Source organism: Malikia granosa (assembly GCF_002980595.1).
Taxonomy (GTDB): domain Bacteria; phylum Pseudomonadota; class Gammaproteobacteria; order Burkholderiales; family Burkholderiaceae_C; genus Malikia; species Malikia granosa.
This window is the reverse complement of sequence record NZ_PVLQ01000023.1, coordinates 70,214-92,279: the sequence shown is the minus strand read 5'-3', so window position 1 is coordinate 92,279 and position 22,066 is coordinate 70,214. Positions and strand designations below refer to the sequence as shown.

Below are 22,066 nucleotides of genomic sequence, written 5' to 3'. Positions count from 1 at the left end.
CCATGCTGAACCTTGCCGAATACCGCCAGCGGCCCGCATTGCTGGCCGACTGGCTGCCCTGGGCCGGGCTGGTTGCGCCGGGCGTCGTGCTGAACAAGGATGGCTCGTTCCAGCGCACGGCGCGCTTTCGTGGCCCCGACCTCGACAGTGCCACGCAGGGCGAGCTGATCTCTACGTCAGCACGATTGAACAACGCGTTGCGCAGGCTGGGTTCGGGCTGGGCCTTGTTCATCGAAGCCGAGCGCCGGCCCGCCGCCAACTACCCGCACTCGGAGTTTCCCGAGCCGCTGTCGTGGCTGGTAGACGAGGAACGCCGCGCCGCCTTCCAGGACTCGGGCAACCACTTCGAGAGCGGCTACCACCTGACGCTGATGTATCTGCCGCCCGAGGAGGCACGCGCCCGCGCGGCGGGCCTGCTCTACGAGAACCGTCCGACCGAAGGCGTGGACTGGCGCGAGCGCCTGACGGCCTTCGTCGCGGAAACGGATCGCATCTTTGACCTGCTCGATGGCGTGATGCCGGAGATCGCGTGGCTCGATGACAGCCAGACGCTGACCTACCTGCACTCGACCATCTCCACGCGGTGCTATCGCGTCGGTGTGCCGGAAGTGCCATTCCATCTCGATGCGCTGCTGGCCGATTCCGCGCTCATTGGCGGGCTGGCGCCCATGCTGGGCGATCAGCACCTGCGCGTGGCGACGGTGCGCGGCTTCCCGACCTCGACCTGGCCGGGGATTCTGGATGACCTCAACCGCCTCGGCTTTGCGTATCGCTGGTCAACCCGGTTCCTGTGCCTCGACAAAGCCGATGCGGAAAAGGAGCTTTCCCGCCTGCGCCGCCAATGGTTCGCCAAGCGCAAGAACGTCATCGCATTGCTGCGCGAAACCATCTTCCAGCAGGAAACCCCGCTGGTCGATACCGACGCGAGCAAAAAATCGGCGGATGCCGATGCGGCGTTGCAGGAGCTGGGCAGCGACCAAGTGGCCTTCGGCTATGTCACCACCACGGTGACGGTGCTCGATGCCGACCCGGCGAAGGCCGATGAGAAGCTGCGCATGGTGGAACGCGTCATCCAGGGGCGCGGCTTTGTGACGATCCCCGAAACGCTCAATGCCGTGGATGCCTGGCTATCGTCGATTCCGGGGCACGCCTACGCGAACGTGCGCCAGCCCATCATCTCGACGCTGAATCTGGCACATCTGATGCCGGTGTCCGCCGTATGGGCCGGGCCGGAGAAGAACGACCACCTCGACGGCCCGCCGCTGATCGTCACGCGCACCGAGGGGGCAACGCCGTTCCGGCTGGTGACGCACATTGGCGACGTGGGCCATACCTTGGTGGCCGGCCCCACGGGCATGGGCAAGTCGGTCTTGCTCGCCACCTTGGCGATGCAGTTCCGTCGTTATCGCGGCTCGCGCATCTTCGCCTTCGACATGGGGCGCTCGATGCGCGCCACCATCCTGGGCCTGGGCGGCGAGCACTACGACCTGGGCACGGATGGAGAAATTGCCTTCCAGCCGCTCGCCCGCATCGACCGCGAGGGCTATCGCACCTGGGCGGCCGAATGGCTCGAAGGCCGCTTGCGGCATGAGGGTGTCGCGGTCGGCCCCGACGAGAAGGTGGCCATCTGGTCGGCACTCGGCAGTCTCGCCGGTGCTCCGCTGGAGCAGCGCACGATGACCGGGCTTTCCGTCTTGCTGCAATCGAACGCACTGCGGCAAGCGCTGGCGCCCTATGTGCTAGGTGGCGCACACGGCAAGTTGCTGGATGCGGATTCGGATCGCCTGGGCGCTGGTTCCGTGCAGTGCTTCGAGATGGAGGAACTGATGCACAGCAAGGCCGCTGTCATGGCCGTGCTGCATTACCTCTTTGCGCGCTTCGATGAACGCTTTGACGGTGCGCCGACGCTGCTGATCCTCGACGAAGCGTGGCTGTTTCTCGATGACCCGGTGTTTGCGGCGCACATCCGCCAGTGGCTCAAGACGCTCAGGAAGAAGAACGTCAGCGTCATCTTTGCCACGCAGAGCCTGGCGGACATCAAGGATTCGAGCATCGCGCCGGCCATCATCGAGAGCTGCGCGAGCCGCATCTTCCTGCCCAACCCGCAGGCGACCGAGCCGCAGATTCGCACGATCTACGAAGGCTTCGGGCTCAACAGCCGCCAGATCGAGATCGTGGCGACTGCACAGCCCAAGCGGGACTACTACTACCAGTCGCGTCTCGGCAATCGCCTGTTCGACCTCGACCTGGGCGCCGCGACCTTGGCCTTCGCGGGTGCGTCCACGCCGCAAGACCAGCGCGACATCGACGCGGTGCTCGCTGCCGCCACCACCTCCACATCTTCCGCTTCCACCCCGTTCGCGGCCACCTGGCTGCGCCATCGCGGCCTGCATTGGGCCGCCGAACTGCTGTCCTCGTTTCCTTCCCACCCGCAGGAGAACTCACCATGAAAACCCGCATCCTTCCCGCCGCAATCGCCGCCGTCCTGACCGGCTCCCTGATGTTCGCCCAGCCCGCGGCGGCCCTCATCGTGTTCGATCCGTCCAACTTCGTGCAGAACATGCTGACGGCCATCCAGACGCTGCAGCAGCTCTACAACCAGATCAAGCAGTTGCAGAACGAGGCCAAGATGTTGGAGAACCAGGCGCGCAACCTGGCGAGCTTGCCATCCAGCGTGGTCGGTCAGTTGCGCGCCAACCTGGCGTTGACCCAGCGGCTGATCGACCAGGCCAAGGGCCTGGCCTACGACGTGACGAACATGGACAAGGAGTTCAAGCGCCTGTATCCCGAGCAGTACGCTGCCACCGTGAGCGGCGACCAGATGTACCGGGACACGCAGGAACGCTGGAAGAACACGCTCACCAGCCTGCAGACCGCGATGCAGATGCAGGCCCAGGCCTCGCAGAACCTCAAGGATGACGAGGCCGTGCTGGCTGACCTCGTGGGTAAGAGCCAATCGGCCGTGGGCGCGCTGCAAGCGATGCAGGCCATGAACCAGTTGCTGGCCCTGCAGGCCAAGCAGTCGATCCAGACGCAACGCTTGCAGCTCACGCAGGATCGCGCCGTATCGCTGGAGCAGGCGCGGCAGGCCGCGGCCACGGAGCGCGGGCGCGAAATCACGCGGCGCTTTCTGGGCTCTGGAACGCCATACACGCCGCACCCCGTCGATTTCTACAACCGCTGACGGGGCCGGGCCATGAACGACGTATCGGTCATCGACCGCTTTCTCGATGTTTTCTCGCGCTACATCGACTCGGGCTTTGGGCTGCTGCAGGGCGAGGTGGCGTTTCTGACAGCCACGCTGATCGTCATCGACATGACGCTCGCCGGACTGTTCTGGGCGATGGGCCATGCCAGCGGCCAGGGCGAGGACGTGATCGCCAAGCTGATCCGCAAGGTGCTCTATGTGGGCGCCTTCGCCTACATCATCGGCAACTTCAACATGCTCGCGGGCGTGGTGTTTCGCTCTTTCGCGGGGCTGGGCCTGACGGCCAGCGGTTCCAGCGTGAGCATGGGCAACTTCCTGCAGCCGGGGCGGCTGGCCAAGACCGGCATCGACGCGGCGGCCCCCATCCTGGAGCAGATCAAGCAGATGGCGGGCTTCCCGGAGGTGTTCGTCAACATCACCTCCATCGTGGTGCTGTTCCTCGCGTGGGGCATCGTCCTCCTGTGCTTCTTCGTGCTGGCGGTGCAGCTCTTCGTGACGCTGATCGAGTTCAAGCTGACCACGCTCGCGGGCTTCGTGTTGGTGCCGTTCGCCCTCTGGAACAAGACGGCGTTCCTGGCCGAGAAGGTGCTGGGCAATGTGGTGTCTTCGGGCATCAAGGTGCTGGTGCTCGCGGTCATCGTGGGGATCGGCACCGGGCTGTTTGCCGAGTTCAGGATTCCCGCAGGTGCCGAGCCCTCCATCGACCAGGCGCTGGTCATCATGCTGGCTTCGCTGTCCATGCTGGCCCTGGGCATCTTCGGGCCGGGCATTGCCACCGGGCTGGTGTCCGGCGGGCCACAGCTTGGAGCCGGTGCGATGGCCGGAGCAACGCTGGGGGCCGCAGGCGCTGCCATTGGCGTCGGGGCTGCGGCTGCTGGCGTCGGCAGCGCCGTGGCTGCAGGGGCGCGGATGGCACCTGGTGCAGCCCGCCTTGCGGCCGGCGGCGCGCGCGGCGCCAAGGCGGCTTTCGATGCTGGCTCTACGGCCGCAGGCAGTGGCATCCAAGGCGCTGCCGCTGGCGCGGGCAACGTGGCCAAGACCGCCGGGCAAAAGGTAGCCGACGGCGCACGCTCGATGAAGGAGCGCGTGGCAGCGGCCTTCCGGCCGGATGAGGCGCCGGCATCTGGCGCTGATGCCGCAGATGCGCCTCCATCCAACGAACAGCCTGCCTGGGCCAAGCGCCTGCACCGCAGGCAGCAGCTCACCCATGCCGCGACCACGGCCGCCCACACGCTGCGCGGCGGCGACGGCGGCAGCTCCAGCCAGGGGCCAAGCCTTCGTGATTCCGATTCATAAGGAGAACTCCCATGCGATTCAAACGACCGCAGGTGCGCTACGCCGATACGCCGCAGCCTGCCACCCCGTACCAATCCGCCGCCCAGGTCTGGGACGACCGCATCGGCTCGGCCCGCGTGCAGGCGAAGAACTGGCGGCTTATGGCCTTCGGCTGCCTCACGCTGGCGGTGCTGATGGCCGGCGGCCTGGTCTGGCGCTCGGCGCAGTCCATCGTCACGCCCTACGTGATCGAGGTGGACAACGCGGGCCAGGTGCGCGCTGTCGGCGAAGCCGCCACGCCGTACCAGCCCAGCGATGCGCAGATTGCTTACCACCTGGGCCGCTTCATCGGCCTGGTGCGCTCGCTGTCCATCGACCCCATCGTGGTGCGGCAGAACTGGCTCGATGCCTATGACTACACCACGGACAAGGGCGCCGTGGTGCTCAATGAGTACGCGCGGGTGGCTGATCCGTTCTCGCGCATCGGCAAGGAGTCGGTGACGGTGCAGGTGTCCAGCGTGACCCGCGCCAGCGACCAGTCCTTCAACGTGCGCTGGACCGAGACGCGCTTCGTCAACGGCGCGCTGGATCGCACCGAGCGCTGGAACGCGGTGATCTCCACGGTGCTGCAGACCCCGCGCACGGAGCAGCGCGTGCGCAAGAACCCGCTGGGTATCTACGTCAACGGGCTGGCGTGGAGCCGCGAGCTGGAAGGAAACGAAGGAGCAAAACCATGAATGGACATTTCCGTAAACCCGCCTTGCCTGTGATCCTACTGGCATCCACCGTTTTGTTCTCGGGCTGCGCCACGCAGGGGACTCCGCCGCCATCCATCTCGTTGGATGGGCCGGTGCAGGCCCAGCCGCTGCCCGAGGCGCCGAAGCCCGTGGAGGTCGTGACCGTGCCCGAGGTGCTGGCACTGCCTGGACAGATGAAGCCGCTGGCCGGTGATGCCAAGGCCACACTGGAATCGCCCGACGAGAAGGTGCGCGTGACCCGTGCGAACACGGAGGCCCGTGTTGCGCCCACACGCGAGGGCTATGTGAACGCCATCCAGGTCTGGCCGTTCACTGATGGCGCGCTGTACCAGGTCTATGCGGCCGTGGGTCGCGTGACCGTGATCGCGCTCCAGCCGGGCGAGGAACTGGTGACGGTGGCTGCCGGTGACACGGTGCGCTGGATCGTGGGCGACACATCGAGCGGCAGCGGCGATGCGCTGCGCGTCAATGTGATGGTCAAGCCCATCCGCTCGGGCCTCAAGACCAATTTGGTCATCACGACCAGTCGGCGCACCTACCTGCTAGAACTGACTTCGACCGAGAAGACATGGATGGCTTCGGTGTCCTGGGAATACCCCAAGGACAGGATGCTGGCCCTGCAGCGCCAGGCACAAGCGGCCAGCGCCGCCGCGCCGGTCGATGCCGGGCTGTCGCTGGAGAAGATCCGTTTCCGCTACGCGGTCAGCGGCAGCAATCCGCCGTGGAAGCCGTTGCGGGCCTTTGACGATGGCGAGAAGGTCTATATCCAGTTTCCGGCGGGCATCGCTCAAGGCGAGCTACCGCCAATGTTCGTGATCGGCGCGCAAGGCGACGGACAACTGGTGAACTACCGCTTCCGCTCGCCGTACTACATCGTGGATCGGCTGTTTGGTGCGGCCGAGCTGCGCCTGGGTGGCGATAAGGGCGCCGTGGTGCGAATTGAGCGCACCGATGGCGTGGCACGGAGGAATTGAGCATGAGCCAAGACAACACCCCCGACCATGCCACTTCTCAGGGGGGCAAGGCGGCGCCCGAAGCGATGGCGTTGCGCGCCCAGCCGCGCCCGGTCACGCGCCTGAACCGGCGCACGCTGGCCATGCTCACCGGCGGCCTGTCGGTCGCCGTGCTCGGGGCCACGATCTGGGCCCTGCAGCCGCACCGGCGCGGCGCAGGCTGGCAGAACGAGCTGTACAACGTGGATCGGGTCTCAAAGTCCGAAGGGCTGGATGGGTTGCCGTCCGATTACTCGAAACTGCCGAAGGCGCCCGAGCTGGGGCCGCCGCTGCCGGGCGACCTGGGGCCGGCCATCGTGGCGGCGCAGCAGCCCACCTACATGCCGCCGGGACATGATCCCAACGACGCCTTGCGCAAGGAGGCCGAAGCGGCGGCGGCTTCGGCGGTGTTCTTCCGCTCGGGAAAGCCGGGCCAAGCCGCTGGCGCTGTCGCGCAGGCGGCGCCCGGAGCACCCGGCATGGCCAACGCCTTGGCAGGGTTCGATCCGCTGGCGGCCGGTCCGGCCTCGACGGCGGCCCAGCCCAGTGATCCCACCACCGTGCAGAACCGGCAAGACCAGAAAGAGGCGTTCCTGAAAGGCGGCTCCAAGGAGACTCGCAATTCCGGCAATCTCCAAATGCCAGCCTCGCCGTACCAGGTGATGGCCGGGACGGTGATCGCAGCGGCGCTGGTCACAGGCATCAAGTCCGACCTGCCGGGCGATGTGATCGCCACGGTGACGGAGCCGGTCTATGACACGGCTACGGGCAGGTTCCTGCTGATTCCGCAGGGCTCGCGCATTTTGGGCAAATACAACAGCCAGGTGAGCTTCGGGCAGAGCCGGGTGCAGATGGTGTGGAACCGGATCATCTTGCCAGACACATCCTCGCTGACGCTCGACAACCTTGTCGGCACCGATCCTGCGGGCTACGCAGGGTTGGAGGATGAAGTGGATCAGCATTGGGGCCGCATCTTTGCCGGGGCGGCGCTGACCACGCTGCTGGGTATCGGCGCCGAGTTGGCCGCGCCGGAGAATCGGCAGAACGGCAACCGCATCGTCATTGCCGGGCGCGATGGTCTGCAGGACAGTGTGAACCAAGTGGGGCAGGAGATGACCCGGCGCAACATGAACATCCAGCCGACGCTGACAGCGCGGCCGGGGTTGCCGGTGCGGATCATCGTGGCAAGGGATTTACAGGTTCGACCTTACCAGCCGCTCTTTCTTCAGCGTGGAGGTGCCCGATGAACATGGCCAGAAAACTCCGGCTTGGGCCGCTGCCATCGACCAGCAGCACCAAGCTGACATTCGCTTGTCCAGCCAGCCTGAAAATGGATCTAGACCGGTACGCCGCTCTTCATGCGCAGACCTATGGCGAAGCGGTCGATGCGGCCACGCTGATCCCGCACATGCTCGAAGCCTTCATGGCGGGGGATCGGGGATTCAAGCGGGGTGGCAAGGCCAAGGCCGTCGCCACCCCGAAGTCAGGATGACGATGCTCCGACATAGATTTAATGAAGAACGCGCGGCTCCAGGCCGTGCGTTCTTCGTTTGGGAAGCCGGTAATATGGGAGTTCAGGTCGGTTGCCGACGCTGCACTCCGTGTCCGATGTAGCGCGATCCGGCTTTCTCTCCCAACGCTCTCATGTGGCACCTAGCCCACACCGCCGAGGTGCCATCGGGTGGCACGATACAGAGCTAACTTGCTGTCTCGTATAAGGTTTCAGGCCAAATGGGATGCCTTGAAAATACTTGACACCGAACATTTTTTATGCCTCTATGGAAGTAGCTGAACGCCCGGAACAAAGCCTCCCGGTGGTCTCTCTCTCGAACTGCGCTACTTGGCTGGAGTGATGTTGGGCTTGAGGGTTTCAAGACCCGCAACGCTTACGCCTGGGCTGGCTGCATTTTTTCCCAGGCAGCGAGGGCTTCGGACGCGTACATCAGCGCGGGCCCGCCGCCCATATAGACGCAGACCGTCAGCATTTCCTCGAGTTCGGCACGGGTGCAGCCCAGCTTGATCAGTGCCTTGACGTGGAAGCCGATGCAGCCCGAGCAGCGCTGGCTGATGCCGATTGCCAGTGCTATCAGTTCCTTGTGCTTGGCGCTGATCGCCCCCTCTGCCATCGAAGCTTGGGCCAGCTTGGCAAAACCGCTCATCGCTTCTGGCTGCGCTTGGCGCAACGGGGCCAGGTTCGCATTGATGTCTTTTATCAGGCCCGCATGATCGAAAGTGCTCATTTCTTTTCTGCTTGTCTAAAGGGATTTGCGGCTGCTAGCCGAATACGGTCCGCAGTTTTGCTGAATCTGGCGCGACCAAGTTCACTTTCTGAGCGAGCAGGTGCTCTTGCCCAGCAAGCTGTAAAGACCGCACCAGCCCACCAAGCCGGTCAACAGCGGCAGTAAGCCGATGTAGCCCCAGGCTCCGACGAAACCACCCACAGCTGAAGCGACGAGCGCAGCCCCAACCACGATTCGCAGCACACGATCGATGCCGCCGATATTGTTTTTCATAGATGCTCCGTCTGAGAAATACTACGTGGAGTATATTCTGGCTTGACTGTTCTGATTTCATCTCACCCTATATTTTTCAAATGTCGCAGCGTTGCCCGATTCGCCGCCCCACCGCATGGTTATCCATGCTGGTGCTGGTGTGAACGCCCTGATGCCGCTGGCCGCCCAGGCCATGCTCGTGTCGACCGGGTAAGTCGATGTGGTCGAGATCTGCACTTCCACTGGCATGGTCCGCATGTCAGTTGACGAAGGTGAGGGCTCCGGCAAGTCCGTCGCCGCCCGGATGCAGGACTTCCGTCCTGCCTGCTGCACGACAGCCAGTCCCTGCTTGCCTCCCTCAAGTGATTGCCAACCGCTGCCTGACCAGGCAGCCCTGCTCACACCATGCCCAAGGCTTTGAGCTTGCGATAAAGCGTCCGCTCGCTGACGCCCAACTCACGTGCCAGTTCGGTCCGGGTGCCACTCCAGCCTTGCAAGCGCTCGCGCAACTGTTCAACTCGCAGCCGCTGCCAGGAACCCCGCAGTGTCCCCTCTGCGGTGCCCCCCATCGGCAAGTGTGATCCTGACAAGGTTGACTCCTTGGCTCCGTCCTGCGGGTCTTTCAGCAGATCCCGGTCAAGTTGAAGCGCCCACTCCACAGCCTCTACTCCAATCTGCGTGTCGTCGGTCAATACGATGGCACGCTCAAGCAGGTTGCGCAGTTCGCGCACGTTGCCATGAAAAGGCTGATGACCCAGCAATTCCAGCGCGTCGGATGTTAGCTTGATGCGGCGCTGCGGCATCAGACGGCTCAGTAGGCTGTCTGCCAACAGGGGCAGATCGTCTGCGCGAGCTCTGAGCGGGGGCAGACGGATCGGAAAAGTGCACAGGCGATGATAGAGGTCTTCGCGAAAGCGACCCTCGCGCACCATGGTCGGCAAGTCGCGGTGCGTAGCCGAGATGATACGCACGTCGGCTTGGCGCTGCTCAGTGCTCCCGACCCTGCGATACACGCCGTTCTCAAGCAAGCGCAGCAATTTGACCTGCATCGTGAGAGGAATGTCTCCGACCTCGTCAAGAAAGAGCGTGCCTTCATGAGCGGTTTCGACCAAGCCGGCTTTGGCTCGATGCGCATCAGTGAAGGCTCCTCGTTCGTGACCGAACAACTCGCTTTCGAACAGTGTTTCGGTCAAACTGGAGCAGTCTACTGGCACAAATGGTTTTGCAGCACGCTGGCTGGAGGCGTGCAGCGTTTGCGCCACCAAGTCCTTGCCGGTGCCGGTCTCGCCGAGCAGCATCACGGCGGAATCGGTTGGGGCGATCCGCATCACCAAGGCCAGCATCTGGCGAAAGGCTGGACTACGCCCGATCAGACCCTGTGCTTGTGGCTGCAGGTGAGCATGCTGCACGGTCTCCATTTTCTCGATGTAGCCCGTCATCTCTCCACGGGGATTCAGCAGGGGAGTCAGCTCGATATTGACGTAGCTCTGCCCGCAAGAGGTGTGGTGCAGGTGCAGTATGCGCTCGCGTTGGCCTGATTCGCGTGCACGCGCCATCGGACAGGATTCGCCCGCCTGATCGCAAGGCCGGTCAAAGTGATGTGAAACCTCATAACAGGTTCTGCCAGTCAGTTCTCCCTCACCTCCGTACAGGTGCCGATAGGCCTGGTTGGCCGCAACGATGCGGTAGTCCGGATCGCACAGGATGTGCGGCTCAGGCAAGCCCTCGAGAAAAGAGGTCAGTTCGGCACGGTCAGGGCTCAAGATCGGCTGGGACTGGGACTGGGAATCAGATGAAACGTTATTTGTCATGACAGACCAGAAGGTAGCAGGATTGCATCACTATGTCAGACATTTTTGACAAATGTCAGTGACAGAAGATGCCTTGTCTTCAGATCTACGTTGGGGAGTCAGCCGGAAAGATGCCATCAAGTTATTGATTTAAAAGAAATATTTTCAATAATAAAAAGAAAATGGGAGCAAGAGAAATATGGCACGTTTCTTGAGTAAATGAGCACAAATCCACGAAAGACTTGTCATGACCTCAGATCTACCCCTTGACGAACATGCCAGAGCCCAGGGCATAGATGTAGAACGCCGTCGCTGGCTGACCCTTACCAGCATGGCAGGTGCAGCTGCAGCCGCAGCCACGGCCGTACCTTTTGTTTCGAGCTTTGCACCTAGCGAACGTGCCAAGGCGGCTGGAGCCTCGGTCGAGGTCGATATCTCCAGCCTGGCTCCGGGCGAGCTCAAGGTGGTTGAATGGCGTGGCAAGCCAGTATGGATCATGCACCGCACGCCCGAGCAGCTCGCCGAGCTGGAGCAGATTCCCGGGCTGGCCGATCCAGCGTCCAACCGCAGCGATCAGCCTGACTATGCCAAGAACACTCAGCGATCAATCAAGCCTGAAGTCTTGGTAGCGGTCGGCATCTGCACCCACCTCGGTTGCTCGCCAGTCAACGTTGCCAAGGGTTCGGCCAACCCGAGCGTACCGGCAGACTGGCCGGGAGGATTCTTCTGCCCCTGTCACGGGTCGACCTTCGATCTGGCGGGTCGCGTCTTCGCCAACAAGCCAGCTCCGACCAACCTCGAAATCCCGCCGCACTTCTACTTGGATGACAGCAAGCTGCTGATCGGCGAAGATCAAGCTGCGAAAGCTTGAGACAGGGTCACAACCGGTTTTCAGCAAAGCCACTCATGGTGCTGATTTGGCCCGTTCTACCGGATGGGCTTTTTTACAAGAGGGCGCAGGCATGAAAAATCCTCCCAATCCGCTGGTACGCAAGCTGGCCTGGGCCGTAGCGATCAAGCTGCTGCTGCTGACCGCAATCTGGTGGTTTTTCCTGGCCGACCAGAAAGTAGAGGTGGATGCCGAGCGGGCTTCTCATCATCTGCTGATGCGCCCCATAACTGACTCAAGCAAGGAGCAAGGTCATGATTTCTGACCAACTGGTCGACCTGTCGCGGCTGCAATTTGCAGCGACCGCGATGTACCACTTCCTATTCGTGCCACTGACCATCGGCATGGTCTGGCTGCTGGTGATCATGGAGAGCGTCTATGTCATGACGGGCAAGACCGTCTGGAAGGACATGACGCGCTTCTGGGGCAAGCTCTTCGGCATCAACTTCGCGCTCGGCGTGACGACTGGCATCACTCTGGAGTTCCAGTTCGGCACCAACTGGGCCTACTACTCGCATTACGTTGGCGACATCTTCGGCGCGCCACTGGCAATCGAGGGCCTGATGGCCTTCTTCCTCGAGTCGACCATGATCGGGCTGTTCTTTTTCGGCTGGGACCGACTGCCCAAGACGCAGCATCTGCTGGTGACGCTGCTGATGGCCATCGGCACCAACCTGAGCGCGCTCTGGATCCTGATCGCCAACGGCTGGATGCAGAACCCGGTCGGCGCCGAGTTCAGCTTCCAGACCATGCGCATGGAGATGACCGACTTCTGGGCCGTGGTGTTCAACCCCGATGCCCAGGCCAAGTTCGTGCACACGGTCTCGGCCGGTTACGTCACGGGCGCGATGTTCGTGCTGTCGATCTCGGCCTGGTACCTGCTCAAGGGCCGCAATGTCGAGTTCGCCAAGCGCAGCTTCCGCGTTGCATCGGCCTTCGGCCTGGCCTCGGTGCTGAGCGTGATCGTGCTTGGCGACGAGTCGGGCTACATGGTCGGCGAGGCACAGAAGACCAAGATGGCCGCCATCGAGGCGATGTGGGAGACCGAGCCCGCGCCGGCTGGCTTCAACGTCATCGCCTGGCCGAACGAGGCCAAGCAGGCCAACGACTGGGCCATCGAGATTCCCTGGGTCATGGGCCTGATCGGCACGCGCTCGCTCGACAAGGAAATTCCCGGCATCAAGGAGATCAAGGCCGAGAACCGCCTGCGCATCGAAAGCGGCATCCACGCCGTCGTCGCGCTCGAGGCCCTGCGCAAGAACCGCCAGGACGCCGCGGCGCTGCAGTTGTTCGAGCAGCACAAGGCCGACCTGGGCTTCGGTCTGCTACTGAAGAAATATGTCGTCGATGTGCGCCAGGCCACCCCTGAGATGATTCAGAAGGCAGTCGATAGCACCGTGCCGCGCGTGGCGCCGATGTTCTGGGGCTTTCGCGTCATGGTCGGCCTGGGCTTCCTGATGCTGGCCCTGTTCACCCTGAGCTTCTGGAGCACGCTCAAGCCTGGTGGCATGACGCAGCGCCCCTGGCTGCTCAAGTGGGCGCTGTGGATGTTGCCGGCACCCTGGATCGCCTGCGAGCTCGGCTGGTTTGTCGCCGAGTACGGCCGCCAGCCCTGGACCATCTATGGCGTGCTGCCCACGCACCTGAGCGTCTCGACCCTCAGTGTCGAAAGCCTGTACGGTTCGCTGGCCGGCTTCGTCGGCTTCTACACCGTGCTGCTGATCGTCGAGATGTACCTGATGGTCAAGTTCGCGCGCCAGGGCCCAGGCAGCCTGGGCACTGGCCGCTACGACAACGAAGTCCACGCCTGAAGGAGAAGCTGCCATGTTCGATTACGAAATCCTCAAGGTCATCTGGTGGCTGCTGGTTGGCGTGCTGCTGGTCGGCTTCGCCATCATGGACGGCCATGACATGGGCGTGGGCACCTTGCTGCCCTTCGTCGGCAAGAATGACATCGAGCGCCGGGTGGTCATCAACACCGTCGGCCCGCACTGGGACGGCAACCAGGTCTGGTTCATCACCGGAGGGGGCGCCATCTTCGCCGCCTGGCCACTGGTCTACGCGACGGCCTTCAGCGGCTTCTACTGGGCGATGCTGGCCGTGCTGTGGGCGCTGTTCTTCCGCCCGGTCGGATTCGACTACCGCAGCAAGATCCACAACGCCACCTGGCGCAGTACCTGGGACTGGGGCCTGTTCATCGGGGGCGCGGTGCCGCCGCTGATCTTCGGCGTGGCGTTTGGCAACCTGCTGCAGGGGGTACCGTTCCACTTCAACGACTACTTGGTCTCCACCTACACCGGCAGCTTCTGGCAATTGCTCAATCCCTTCGCCCTGCTGGCAGGCGTGGTCAGCAGTGCCATGATCACCATGCATGGCGGTGTCTATCTGGCGCACCGCACCGAAGGCCAGATCCAGCACCGGGCCATCAGCGGCGCCCTGATCGCAGCCATGGTGATGGTGGTCAGCTTCCTGCTGGCAGGACTCTGGCTGCGCCTGGGCGGCATCGAAGGCTACGTCATCACCTCGGTGGTTGACGCAGCTGCCATGCCCGATCCACTGGCCAAGACCGTGGTGCGTGCGGCCGACGGCTGGTGGCGCAATTATGAGCAGCAACCGATGCTGTGGCTGTTGCCGGTGATTGGTACCTGTTCGGCTCTGCTGACCATGGCGCTGCTGATTGCTCGCCGTACCGGCCTGGCCTTCATCCTGTCGTCACTGGCCATCACGGGCGTGATCGGCACGGCGGGTGCCGCCATGTTCCCCTTCATCATGCCGTCGAGCACCATGCCCAACGCCTCGCTGACGGTCTGGGACAGTGTCTCGAGCCACCTGACTCTGGGCCTGATGCTGGTTGCCACGCTGATCTTCATGCCGCTGATCGTCATCTACACCAGCTGGGCCTACCGCGTCATGCGCGGCAAGGTCACCGAGTCGCATATCCGCGCCAACGAACACAGCGCCTACTAAAACGAGGAGAAAACCATGTGGTACTTTGCCTGGATGCTGGGGGTAGGCTTCGCGATCCTGTTTGCCATCCTGAACGCGATGTGGGGTGAGAACGAGGAGGCACGCGAGGTCGCCTTTGCCGCCCCGCAGGGGAACACGCCAGATCCGGGGCCGAATAGCCCAGGCGGACACTGAGGCGGTCAGCGATGCAGGCGCAAGCCGGGCTGCACTGGCCCTCATTGCTGGTAGCGATCGTCCTGATGCTGGTGGGATCTATTGCTCCGGTCTATCTGGCCGACGCGCAGGGCCATGCCCATCATGGGCTGGCAATGTTGGCATTCTGGGCCATGAGCGCAGGCTTCGTGCGCGGGGTCGGCTTCATCCCGCGGGCGAAGCCGTGGCGTTGGCTGTTCTCCGGCTGGGCTTGCGCCATCGCGCTGCTTGCGGCCGTGCTGTTGCGCATGAATGTCAGCTGAGAGCAAGCGGCCAGGCTTTCCCTTTCACCTGAATATGCGATGTCTCGCATGATTGCTGAACCCGACATGTCAAATCCAAATCCCACTTCAGTCTATGAGCGCCTTGGTGGCGCTGCTGCCCTGCACCGACTCGTCAACCGCTTCTACGAGTTGATGGATGAATTGCCCGAGGCCTACACAGTGCGCAAGATCCACCCCGAGGGCCTGGCGGGCAGCGCGGAGAGCCTGTTCGAGTTCCTCTCCGGCTGGTTCGGCGGCCCGCCGCTCTACAGCAACAAAAAGGGCCATCCGAGGCTGCGCATGCGGCATGCCCCCTATGCCGTCGGACCGGTCGAGCGCGATGAATGGATGCTCTGCATGCGCCTGGCTTTGACCGAGCAGGTCGAGGACGCCGATCTGCGTGACGCCTTGACCGAGACCTTCCAGAAGATGGCCGACCACATGGTCAACACCGATGGGTTGCCGAACTGCAGCCATCACAGTCACGCTCACGCCTGAAGGCTCAATCTGACCGATCTCATGAACCACTCTGCCAAGCCAACCTCTACCCTGGCACATTTCCCGGTTGCCCTGTTCTCGAGCGTGATGGGACTGGCCGCACTGACCGTGGCTTGGTTCAAGGCCCATCAAATTGGCGCCATGCCGGTCGAAATTGGCATGACCTTGCGCTGGGCTACGAGCGGGCTCTACCTGTTCCTGCTGCTGCTGTTTGGCGCCAAGCTACTCAGGCATCCCGCCCAGGTCCGGGCGGATCTGGAGCACCCGGTCAAGCTCAACTTCTTTCCGGCGACTTCGATCGGGCTGATGATGCTGGCCTTGCTGTGGTCCGAGCCGGCACCCAGCCTGGCGCGCTGGATGTGGGGTGTCGGCGCTGCAGTGCAGTTGGGCTTCACGCTCTACACGATGAGCAGCTGGATCCATCACACCCGCTACGACATCAAGCACGCCAATCCGGCCTGGTTCATCCCGGTCGTGGGCAACATCCTGGTGCCGATTGCCGGCGTGCGCCTGGCACCTGCCGACCTGAGCTGGTTCTTCTTCAGCATTGGGCTGGTCTTCTGGCTGGTGCTGATGACGATCGTGCTGTACCGGCTCTTCTTCCACGAACCGTTGCCGGCTCGCCTCACACCGATGCTGTTCATCCTGATCGCACCGCCTGCGGTCGGCTTCCTGTCCTATGTGGCGCTGGTCGACCAGATCGATGCCTTTGCCCGCATCCTGTATTTCTGCGCATTGTTCCTGACCCTGCTGCTGGCCAGCAATGCGATGCGATTCTTCCGGCTGCCCTTCTTCATCTCCGGCTGGGCCTACTCCTTTCCGATCGCGGCGATGACGCTGGCCACTTTCGAGATGGCGCTGCGCACCGGGGCAGATTTTTATGGCTTGCTGTCCTGGATCCTGCTGGCCGTGCTGTCAATCGTGGTGACGCTGCTGTCTTTCAAGACCTTGCAGGCCGCCGCACGTGGCCAGATTTGCGTTCCGGACTGAGCTTGACGGCAAGTTGATCTGCAGCCCGGCCGCAGTACCGTTTCGATTCCACGGCCTGTTATCAATAGGAGTCAATCGACCGCATGCCGATGGTGAAGCGGTCGTGACTGCCACACCCACTTTGGAGCATCCATGAAAAAAGCACTTTGCACCCTGTCGCTCTTGCTGCCACTGGCCCTGTTTGCCGGACCGGTAGAGGTCGGCCAGCCGCTGCCGGCTCTGACGCTCAAGGACCAGCATGACAAGGCCTGGCAGATAGAGGCCGACACCAAGCTGGTCTTGTTCGCCGCCGGCCGCAAGGCGTCCAACCTGGCATTGGCCGTGCTAAGCACACAGCCTAAGGATTTCCTGCCACAGCGCCACTCGGTGTACCTGGCGGACCTGAGCCGCATGCCGGGGTTTGTCACACGCACCTTTGCCTTGCCTTCGCTGCGCGAGCAGCCGTTCCGGGTCGGCGTGTCGCTTGACGAGCGTGTGCTGGCCGACTGGCCGGCCCAGTCTGATGCGGTGCTGCTGATCGACCTCGAGCAGGGCAAGGTGAGCCGGATTCGGTCTGCCGCGACCGAGGCGGAATTGCGCGCCGCCCTGGGCCTGCAGCCCTGAGGCCTGGAGCGCGCGCTCCTATGTTGCTGCGCCCAGCATGGCTTCAATTTTTTCAATTGAGGGTATTGAGGCAGGTTATCAAAAATACCCGCCAGGGTATGTAGAATGAATTCATCGAAGCACAGATCGTTGCTTCGATACCGGCCACATTGAGCGGCCTTTTCCAACCCCGTCAGGAGTCACCACATGTCCTTGCCCCGCATCAACGAAGCTGCACCGGCCTTCACCGCCAACACGACTCACGGTCCCCGCTCGCTGGAGGACTACAAGGGCAAGTGGTTGATCCTGTTCTCGCACCCGGCTGACTTCACGCCTGTATGTACCACCGAGTTCATGGGCTTTGCCAGGAAGGCCGACTTGTTCAAGAGCATGAACTGCGAACTGCTGGGCCTGTCGATCGACAGCATCTATTCGCACCTGGCTTGGATGCAGAGCATCAAGAACAACTTCGGCGTCGAGATCCCGTTCCCCATCATCGACGACATCAAGATGGAAGTGGCACAGGCCTACGGCATGATCCATCCCGGAGCTGCCGACACCCAGGCCGTGCGCGCCACCTTCTTCATCGACCCCGAGGGCAAGCTGCGCGCCATGGTGTACTACCCGATGAGCAATGGCCGCTCGATCGACGAGTTCGTGCGCCTGCTGCAGGCCATGCAGACCAGCGACGCCAACAAGATCGCCACCCCCGAGGGCTGGACTCCTGGCTGCGATGTGATCGTGCCTCCGCCCAAGTCACCCGAGGCGATTGAAGCACGCAAAGGTGAAGGCTATGCGATGAAGGACTGGTACTTCGCCACCAAGTCGCTGTAAACCGCAGCACGGCTGCACGGGGGGGCTGACCTGCAGCGCAGGCAGGCTCCGGGCCGCTGTTCTCGCCTTCCGTGATGGATGTTGAATCGGAGTCGCCATGAGCCAGGGCCGCATGCAAGTCGAGTCGTTTTTTGATCCGGACACCTACACCTTCAGTCATATCCTCTGGGACGCATCAACCGCCCAGTGCGCCTTGATCGACAGCGTGCTGGACTACGACCCCAAGTCAGGCCGGACCAGCACCGCCAGTGCGGATCGGCTGGTAGCGCGCGTGAAGGCCCTGGGCCTGCGAGTCCAGTGGCTGCTGGAGACCCATGTGCATGCCGACCATCTGTCGGCTGCGCCTTATCTGCAGCAGCAGCTCGGCGGACAGCTCGCCATCGGCTCGCACATCAGGACAGTGCAAAACGTGTTTGGCAAGCTCTTCAACGCCGGCAGCGACTTTGCCCGCGACGGCAGCCAGTTCGACTGCCTGTTCGATGATGGCGAGATATTCTCGATTGGATCGCTCAAGGCCCGTGCCCTGCACACGCCAGGACATACCCCCGCCTGCATGACCTATGTGGTGACGGACGACAGCGCTGATCCGGTACGACAGCTGGCCTTTGTGGGCGATACGTTGTTCATGCCCGACTACGGCACGGCGCGTTGCGATTTTCCCGGTGGCAGTGCTAGCACGCTCTACGGCTCGATCCAGAAGGTGCTGAGCCTGCCCGATGACACCGAGCTCTACCTGTGCCACGACTATCCGCCTGATGGGCGTGAGCCGAAGTGCGTCACGACCGTAGCCGAGCAGAAGCGTGCCAATGTGCATGTGCACCAGGGCGTGAGCGAGGACGAGTTCGTGGCCATGCGTCAACAACGCGACGCCACGCTGGCCATGCCGGTGCTGATCCTGCCCTCGGTGCAGGTCAATATGCGAGCCGGACAGTTTCCGCCACCGGAGGACAACGGTCAGCGCTATCTCAAGATCCCGATCAACGCGCTATGAATCCCATATTGCGACCCCTGCGACTGGCTTCCTTCGCCGAAGGGGCTACCTTGATTGCCTTGCTGCTGGTAGCCGTGCCGCTCAAGCGCTTGGCCGGGCTGCCCGAGGCCGTGTCCGTGATGGGGCCGATTCATGGCGCGGCATTTCTGATTTATCTGGCCATGGTCCTGTCCTATTCCTTGAAAGGCCATTTGCGGCCCGTGGCCGTGCCTGGCCTGTTGCTGGCGGCCTTCGTGCCTTTCGGGGCCTTCCTGGTCGGCCCCCTGTTCAGGTCACGGAGCTGAGGCGTGACAGGGCTCACGGCATGGCAGCGCTGGTTTCCGATCCTTGACTGGGGACGGCGCTATGACCGCTCACGGCTGGCCGCCGATGGCGTCGCCGCTGCCGTTGTCACCTTGATGCTGATTCCGCAAAGCCTGGCCTACGCCTTGCTGGCCGGACTGCCGGCGCAGGCGGGCCTGTATGCGAGCATGGCGCCTCTCGTGCTGTATGCCCTGATGGGCAGCAGTTCTTCGCTGGCAGTGGGGCCGGCCGCGGTGACTTCCCTGATGACCGCTGCCAGCGTGGGGGCGGTTGTCACGCAGGGCCTTGTTTCCTACACCGAGGCCGCACTATGGCTGGCCCTGCTCAGCGGAGCCCTGATGCTGGCGATGGGCGCGGCGCGCCTGGGCTTCCTGGCCAACTTTCTCAGTCACCCGGTAGTTTCGGGTTTTGTCTCGGCCTCGGGCTTGCTGATCGCAGCCAGTCAGCTCAAGCATTTGCTGGGCATCTCGCTGCAAGGCGACACGCTGCTGCATCTGCTGCCCCAGCTAGCCCGTCAGCTCGAGCGGATCCACCTGGCCACCGCGCTCATGGGGCTGGGGGCGGTGGGTTTGCTGCTGCTCGCCCGCAAGGGGATCAAGCCCGCCCTGCGCCGCTTGGGCGCTTCGAGCATGGCGGCTGACCTGGCAGCTAAGGCAGCGCCGGTGACGGTGTTGTTGTTGAGCATTACGCTGGCGGCCGGATTGCAGTTGGCCGAGCATGGCGTTCGCGTGGTCGGCTTGGTGCCACAGGGCATGCCCCCGCTGACGCTTCCCAGCTTTTCTGCACAGAGCCTGGACGTCTTGAAGGAGTTGCTGGTGCCGGCGCTGCTGATTTCGCTCGTGGGCTTCGTGGAGTCGGTCTCGGTGGGCCAGTCATTGGCCGCACGCCGGCGCGAGCGCATCGACCCCGATGCCGAGCTGCGTGCCCTGGGGTTGAGCAACCTGGGCGCAGGCCTGAGTGGCGGCTTTCCGGTGACGGGCGGGTTTTCACGCTCGGTGGTCAATTTCGACGCCGGCGCCCGTACCCCGGCCGCAGGCATCTTCACGGCCCTCGGACTGGCCTTTGCAGCGTTGTTTCTCACCCCCTGGCTCTACCATCTGCCGCAGGCCACATTAGCGGCCACCATCATGGTCGCGGTGCTCACACTGGTGGATTTCTCGGTGTTCAGCCGCACCTGGCGCTATGCCAAGGCCGACTTCACGGCTTTGCTGCTGACCTTTGCATTGACCTTGCTGGCTGGAGTGGAAGTCGGCCTTGTAGCTGGTGTGGGTGTATCGGTGCTGCTGCTGCTCCTGCGCACGAGTCGGCCGCACATCGCCACCGTCGGACAGGTACCCGGCACCGAACATTACCGGAACGTGCTGCGGCATGAGGTCATCACACACCCGGCTGTACTGAGCCTACGGGTGGACGAAAGCCTGTACTTCGCCAACGCCCGGTATCTGGAAGACCAGGTCGCCGCTGCCGTGGCACGACAGCCGGCACTGCGCCATGTGGTGCTGCAATGCAGTGCCATCAACGACATCGACGCCAGTGCGCTCGAGAGCCTGGAGACGATAGACCAGCGATTGCGCGCCGCCGGCCTGCAGCTGCATTTGTCGGAGATCAAGGGGCCTGTGATGGACCGCCTGAACCGGACCGACTTCTTGCGCCACTTGTCCGGGCGCGTGTTCCTGAGTCATCACCAGGCCGTGCTGACACTGGCAGGCCCCGAGCCAATCTGACCTCCGTCGACGTCCGCACCAGCTGGCCGACAGACGGGGCGTATGACGGTTTGCATCCTGCCTACGCAGGATTTAGACTGGCGTGATCGGCGCCTTGGTGCGCCAATGGAGGAGCCATGAGCGAGCTTGCAGATCGCGAGATTTCGGCGCTTCACGATGCGCTCGATGATGAGTACCAGGCCTGGGCGACCTATGACCAGGTGATCGCCGACTTTGGCGAAGTCATGCCCTTCATGAACATCCGCGACGCCGAGGCGCGCCACATTGAGGCGCTGCTGGTGCTGTTCCGCCATTACGGGCTGGCGATCCCCGACAACGACTGGCCTGGCAAGGTTCCGCGCTTTGCCAGCTTGCTGCAGGCCTGCGAGGCTGGAGTGGCCGCCGAAGTGGCCAACGCCGCGCTTTACAGTCGCTAACACAAGTCCTCAACAAATCGTGAGCAGATGACGGCCGCTGCCAAGGTCAGCAGCGCCAGATGCGTCTGCAGGCTGCGCTCGAAGCGGATGCGCAGTTTGCCAAACCCGGCAAACCAGGCATGTGTGCGCTCCACTACCCAGCGGTGGCGCCCCAGGCGCTCGCTGCTCTCTACGCCTCTGCGAGCGATGCGCGCCTGAATCCCGCGCCGCTTCAGGTAGCGCCTGCAGCGCTCGAAGTCGTAGCCCTTGTCTGCATGCAGCTTGTCTGGACGCTTCCTCGGGCGTCCTCGCAAGCCTGGTACTGCCACCAGCGCATCCAGCGTTGCCTCGAACGCCATCGAGTCATGCCGGTTCGCTCCCGTGACCGTCAGGGCCAGCGGGATGCCCTGCGCATCTACGACAAGGTGACGCTTGCTGCCGAGCTTTCCCCGGTCGGTCGGGTTCGGGCCTGTCTCCTGACCCCCGGGGGCTGGCCACACTGGCGCTGTCTATGCTGGCACGGCTCCAGTCGATGCGGTCGTGCTCGCGCAACTTGGCCAGCATCGCTTGGTGCAGCTTCGCCCAGACCCCGCTGGCCTGCCAATGGCGCAAGCGTCGCCAGCAGGTCATGCCGCTGCCCATGCCCAGCTCCTTGGGCAGGTCTTCCCACGGGATGCCCGTCTGCAGCACGAACAGGATGCCGTTCAAGGCGGCCCGGTCATCGACCGAGCGGCGCCGTCCGCCCTTGGGTGACGGGATGAAGGGTGGAAGCAGCGGCTCCAGCGTCAGCCACAGCTCATCACTGATTGGTCTTCTGGCCATGCCGGCGAAATTACCGCAACATCACCGACCTGTCCAGTTGTGTTAGCGGCTGTTATGAGCGCCTGCTGGCGGCCACGCACCGGCCCGACATTCTGTCGGTA

The 22,066-nt window shown here is 63.2% G+C and carries 25 protein-coding genes; 21 read left to right on the top strand and 4 right to left on the bottom strand.

Annotation, left to right across the window (positions count from 1 at the left end):
- Nucleotides 1-2 precede the first annotated feature (2 nt).
- Genes trbE through C6P64_RS07160 form a run of 7 tightly spaced genes read left to right on the top strand, consistent with a single transcriptional unit; the run spans nucleotide 3 to nucleotide 7,725 of the window.
- Nucleotides 3-2,450 carry a conjugal transfer protein TrbE gene (gene trbE, locus C6P64_RS07190; protein WP_008642621.1) on the top strand — a complete coding sequence of 816 codons (2,448 nt, stop codon included), beginning with the start codon at nucleotides 3-5 and terminating at the stop codon, nucleotides 2,448-2,450.
- On the top strand, nucleotides 2,447-3,184 hold the full coding sequence (gene trbJ, locus C6P64_RS07185) for a P-type conjugative transfer protein TrbJ (RefSeq protein ID WP_008642622.1): 738 nt from the start codon (nucleotides 2,447-2,449) through the stop codon (nucleotides 3,182-3,184). The genes trbE and trbJ overlap by 4 nt, the downstream gene beginning before the upstream one ends.
- A 12-nt stretch (nucleotides 3,185-3,196) precedes the next feature.
- The gene (gene trbL, locus C6P64_RS07180) at nucleotides 3,197-4,504 is read left to right on the top strand and encodes a P-type conjugative transfer protein TrbL (protein WP_034201269.1); all 1,308 of its coding nucleotides are present in this window, start codon (nucleotides 3,197-3,199) and stop codon (nucleotides 4,502-4,504) included.
- Between the two features lie 11 nt (nucleotides 4,505-4,515).
- On the top strand, nucleotides 4,516-5,220 hold the full coding sequence (gene trbF, locus C6P64_RS07175) for a conjugal transfer protein TrbF (RefSeq protein ID WP_008640769.1): 705 nt from the start codon (nucleotides 4,516-4,518) through the stop codon (nucleotides 5,218-5,220).
- Complete coding sequence (gene trbG / locus C6P64_RS07170) at nucleotides 5,217-6,215, top strand: P-type conjugative transfer protein TrbG (protein WP_008640770.1); 999 nt, start codon at nucleotides 5,217-5,219, stop codon at nucleotides 6,213-6,215. Before trbF ends, trbG begins: the two co-directional genes overlap by 4 nt.
- Before the next feature lie 2 nt (nucleotides 6,216-6,217).
- Nucleotides 6,218-7,480: a TraB/TrbI/VirB10 family type IV secretion system protein gene (locus C6P64_RS07165; protein WP_034201268.1), complete on the top strand. Its 1,263-nt coding sequence runs from the start codon at nucleotides 6,218-6,220 to the stop codon at nucleotides 7,478-7,480.
- A complete protein-coding gene (locus tag C6P64_RS07160; RefSeq protein WP_008642645.1) occupies nucleotides 7,477-7,725 on the top strand; it encodes a DUF2274 domain-containing protein in 249 nt (82 codons plus the stop codon). The genes C6P64_RS07165 and C6P64_RS07160 overlap by 4 nt, the downstream gene beginning before the upstream one ends.
- A 394-nt stretch (nucleotides 7,726-8,119) precedes the next feature.
- On the opposite strand, the gene C6P64_RS07155 is transcribed toward C6P64_RS07160, so the two are convergent.
- The 3 genes from C6P64_RS07155 to C6P64_RS07145 form a co-directional block, all read right to left on the bottom strand.
- Nucleotides 8,120-8,473, bottom strand: coding sequence for a carboxymuconolactone decarboxylase family protein (locus tag C6P64_RS07155; RefSeq protein WP_105747898.1), 354 nt, complete (start codon nucleotides 8,471-8,473; stop codon nucleotides 8,120-8,122).
- A gap of 81 nt (nucleotides 8,474-8,554) precedes the next feature.
- Nucleotides 8,555-8,746 (bottom strand): YgaP family membrane protein, encoded by a 192-nt coding sequence (locus tag C6P64_RS07150; RefSeq protein ID WP_105747897.1) that lies wholly within the window; start codon nucleotides 8,744-8,746, stop codon nucleotides 8,555-8,557.
- 377 nt (nucleotides 8,747-9,123) lie between these two features.
- A complete protein-coding gene (locus C6P64_RS07145) occupies nucleotides 9,124-10,488 on the bottom strand; it encodes a sigma-54 interaction domain-containing protein (protein WP_245911659.1) in 1,365 nt (454 codons plus the stop codon).
- A 274-nt stretch (nucleotides 10,489-10,762) separates the two neighbouring features.
- Here C6P64_RS07145 and petA point away from each other — a divergent pair, with 274 nt between their 5' ends.
- From petA to C6P64_RS07075, 14 genes are all read left to right on the top strand, one after another.
- Complete coding sequence (gene petA, locus C6P64_RS07140; protein ID WP_105747895.1) at nucleotides 10,763-11,386, top strand: ubiquinol-cytochrome c reductase iron-sulfur subunit; 624 nt, start codon at nucleotides 10,763-10,765, stop codon at nucleotides 11,384-11,386.
- Nucleotides 11,387-11,477: 91 nt separating this feature from the next.
- Nucleotides 11,478-11,669, top strand: coding sequence for a cytochrome oxidase putative small subunit CydP (gene cydP, locus C6P64_RS07135; RefSeq protein ID WP_105747894.1), 192 nt, complete (start codon nucleotides 11,478-11,480; stop codon nucleotides 11,667-11,669).
- Nucleotides 11,659-13,215 (top strand): cytochrome ubiquinol oxidase subunit I, encoded by a 1,557-nt coding sequence (locus C6P64_RS07130; RefSeq protein WP_105747893.1) that lies wholly within the window; start codon nucleotides 11,659-11,661, stop codon nucleotides 13,213-13,215. Before cydP ends, C6P64_RS07130 begins: the two co-directional genes overlap by 11 nt.
- A gap of 13 nt (nucleotides 13,216-13,228) precedes the next feature.
- Nucleotides 13,229-14,371, top strand: coding sequence for a cytochrome d ubiquinol oxidase subunit II (cydB, locus tag C6P64_RS07125; RefSeq protein ID WP_105747892.1), 1,143 nt, complete (start codon nucleotides 13,229-13,231; stop codon nucleotides 14,369-14,371).
- 15 nt (nucleotides 14,372-14,386) lie between these two features.
- Nucleotides 14,387-14,545: a cytochrome bd-I oxidase subunit CydX gene (gene cydX, locus C6P64_RS07120; protein WP_105747891.1), complete on the top strand. Its 159-nt coding sequence runs from the start codon at nucleotides 14,387-14,389 to the stop codon at nucleotides 14,543-14,545.
- A gap of 11 nt (nucleotides 14,546-14,556) precedes the next feature.
- Nucleotides 14,557-14,826: a cyd operon YbgE family protein gene (locus C6P64_RS07115; protein WP_105747890.1), complete on the top strand. Its 270-nt coding sequence runs from the start codon at nucleotides 14,557-14,559 to the stop codon at nucleotides 14,824-14,826.
- Between the two features lie 66 nt (nucleotides 14,827-14,892).
- Nucleotides 14,893-15,324, top strand: a complete 432-nt coding sequence (locus tag C6P64_RS07110; protein ID WP_105747929.1) for a group II truncated hemoglobin — start codon at nucleotides 14,893-14,895, stop codon at nucleotides 15,322-15,324.
- Nucleotides 15,325-15,345: 21 nt separating this feature from the next.
- The gene (locus C6P64_RS07105; protein WP_105747889.1) at nucleotides 15,346-16,314 is read left to right on the top strand and encodes an SLAC1 anion channel family protein; all 969 of its coding nucleotides are present in this window, start codon (nucleotides 15,346-15,348) and stop codon (nucleotides 16,312-16,314) included.
- A gap of 132 nt (nucleotides 16,315-16,446) precedes the next feature.
- Nucleotides 16,447-16,917 carry a hypothetical protein gene (locus tag C6P64_RS07100; protein WP_146115883.1) on the top strand — a complete coding sequence of 157 codons (471 nt, stop codon included), beginning with the start codon at nucleotides 16,447-16,449 and terminating at the stop codon, nucleotides 16,915-16,917.
- 186 nt (nucleotides 16,918-17,103) lie between these two features.
- The gene (locus tag C6P64_RS07095) at nucleotides 17,104-17,730 is read left to right on the top strand and encodes a peroxiredoxin (protein WP_105747887.1); all 627 of its coding nucleotides are present in this window, start codon (nucleotides 17,104-17,106) and stop codon (nucleotides 17,728-17,730) included.
- Between the two features lie 97 nt (nucleotides 17,731-17,827).
- Complete coding sequence (locus tag C6P64_RS07090) at nucleotides 17,828-18,721, top strand: MBL fold metallo-hydrolase (RefSeq protein ID WP_105747886.1); 894 nt, start codon at nucleotides 17,828-17,830, stop codon at nucleotides 18,719-18,721.
- Complete coding sequence (locus C6P64_RS07085) at nucleotides 18,718-19,005, top strand: DUF3817 domain-containing protein (RefSeq protein ID WP_105747885.1); 288 nt, start codon at nucleotides 18,718-18,720, stop codon at nucleotides 19,003-19,005. The genes C6P64_RS07090 and C6P64_RS07085 overlap by 4 nt, the downstream gene beginning before the upstream one ends.
- A gap of 3 nt (nucleotides 19,006-19,008) precedes the next feature.
- Nucleotides 19,009-20,748, top strand: coding sequence for a SulP family inorganic anion transporter (locus C6P64_RS07080; RefSeq protein ID WP_245911657.1), 1,740 nt, complete (start codon nucleotides 19,009-19,011; stop codon nucleotides 20,746-20,748).
- A 116-nt stretch (nucleotides 20,749-20,864) separates the two neighbouring features.
- Nucleotides 20,865-21,164 (top strand): ferritin family protein, encoded by a 300-nt coding sequence (locus C6P64_RS07075; RefSeq protein WP_105747884.1) that lies wholly within the window; start codon nucleotides 20,865-20,867, stop codon nucleotides 21,162-21,164.
- On the opposite strand, the gene C6P64_RS07070 is transcribed toward C6P64_RS07075, so the two are convergent.
- A protein-coding gene (locus tag C6P64_RS07070) for an IS5 family transposase (protein WP_105747883.1) occupies nucleotides 21,161-21,965 on the bottom strand; the annotation gives its coding sequence in 2 pieces (ribosomal slippage) (nucleotides 21,161-21,632 and nucleotides 21,631-21,965; 807 coding nt in all). The two genes, C6P64_RS07075 and C6P64_RS07070, sit on opposite strands and share 4 nt — an antisense overlap.
- Between the last annotated feature and the right edge of the window lie 101 nt (nucleotides 21,966-22,066).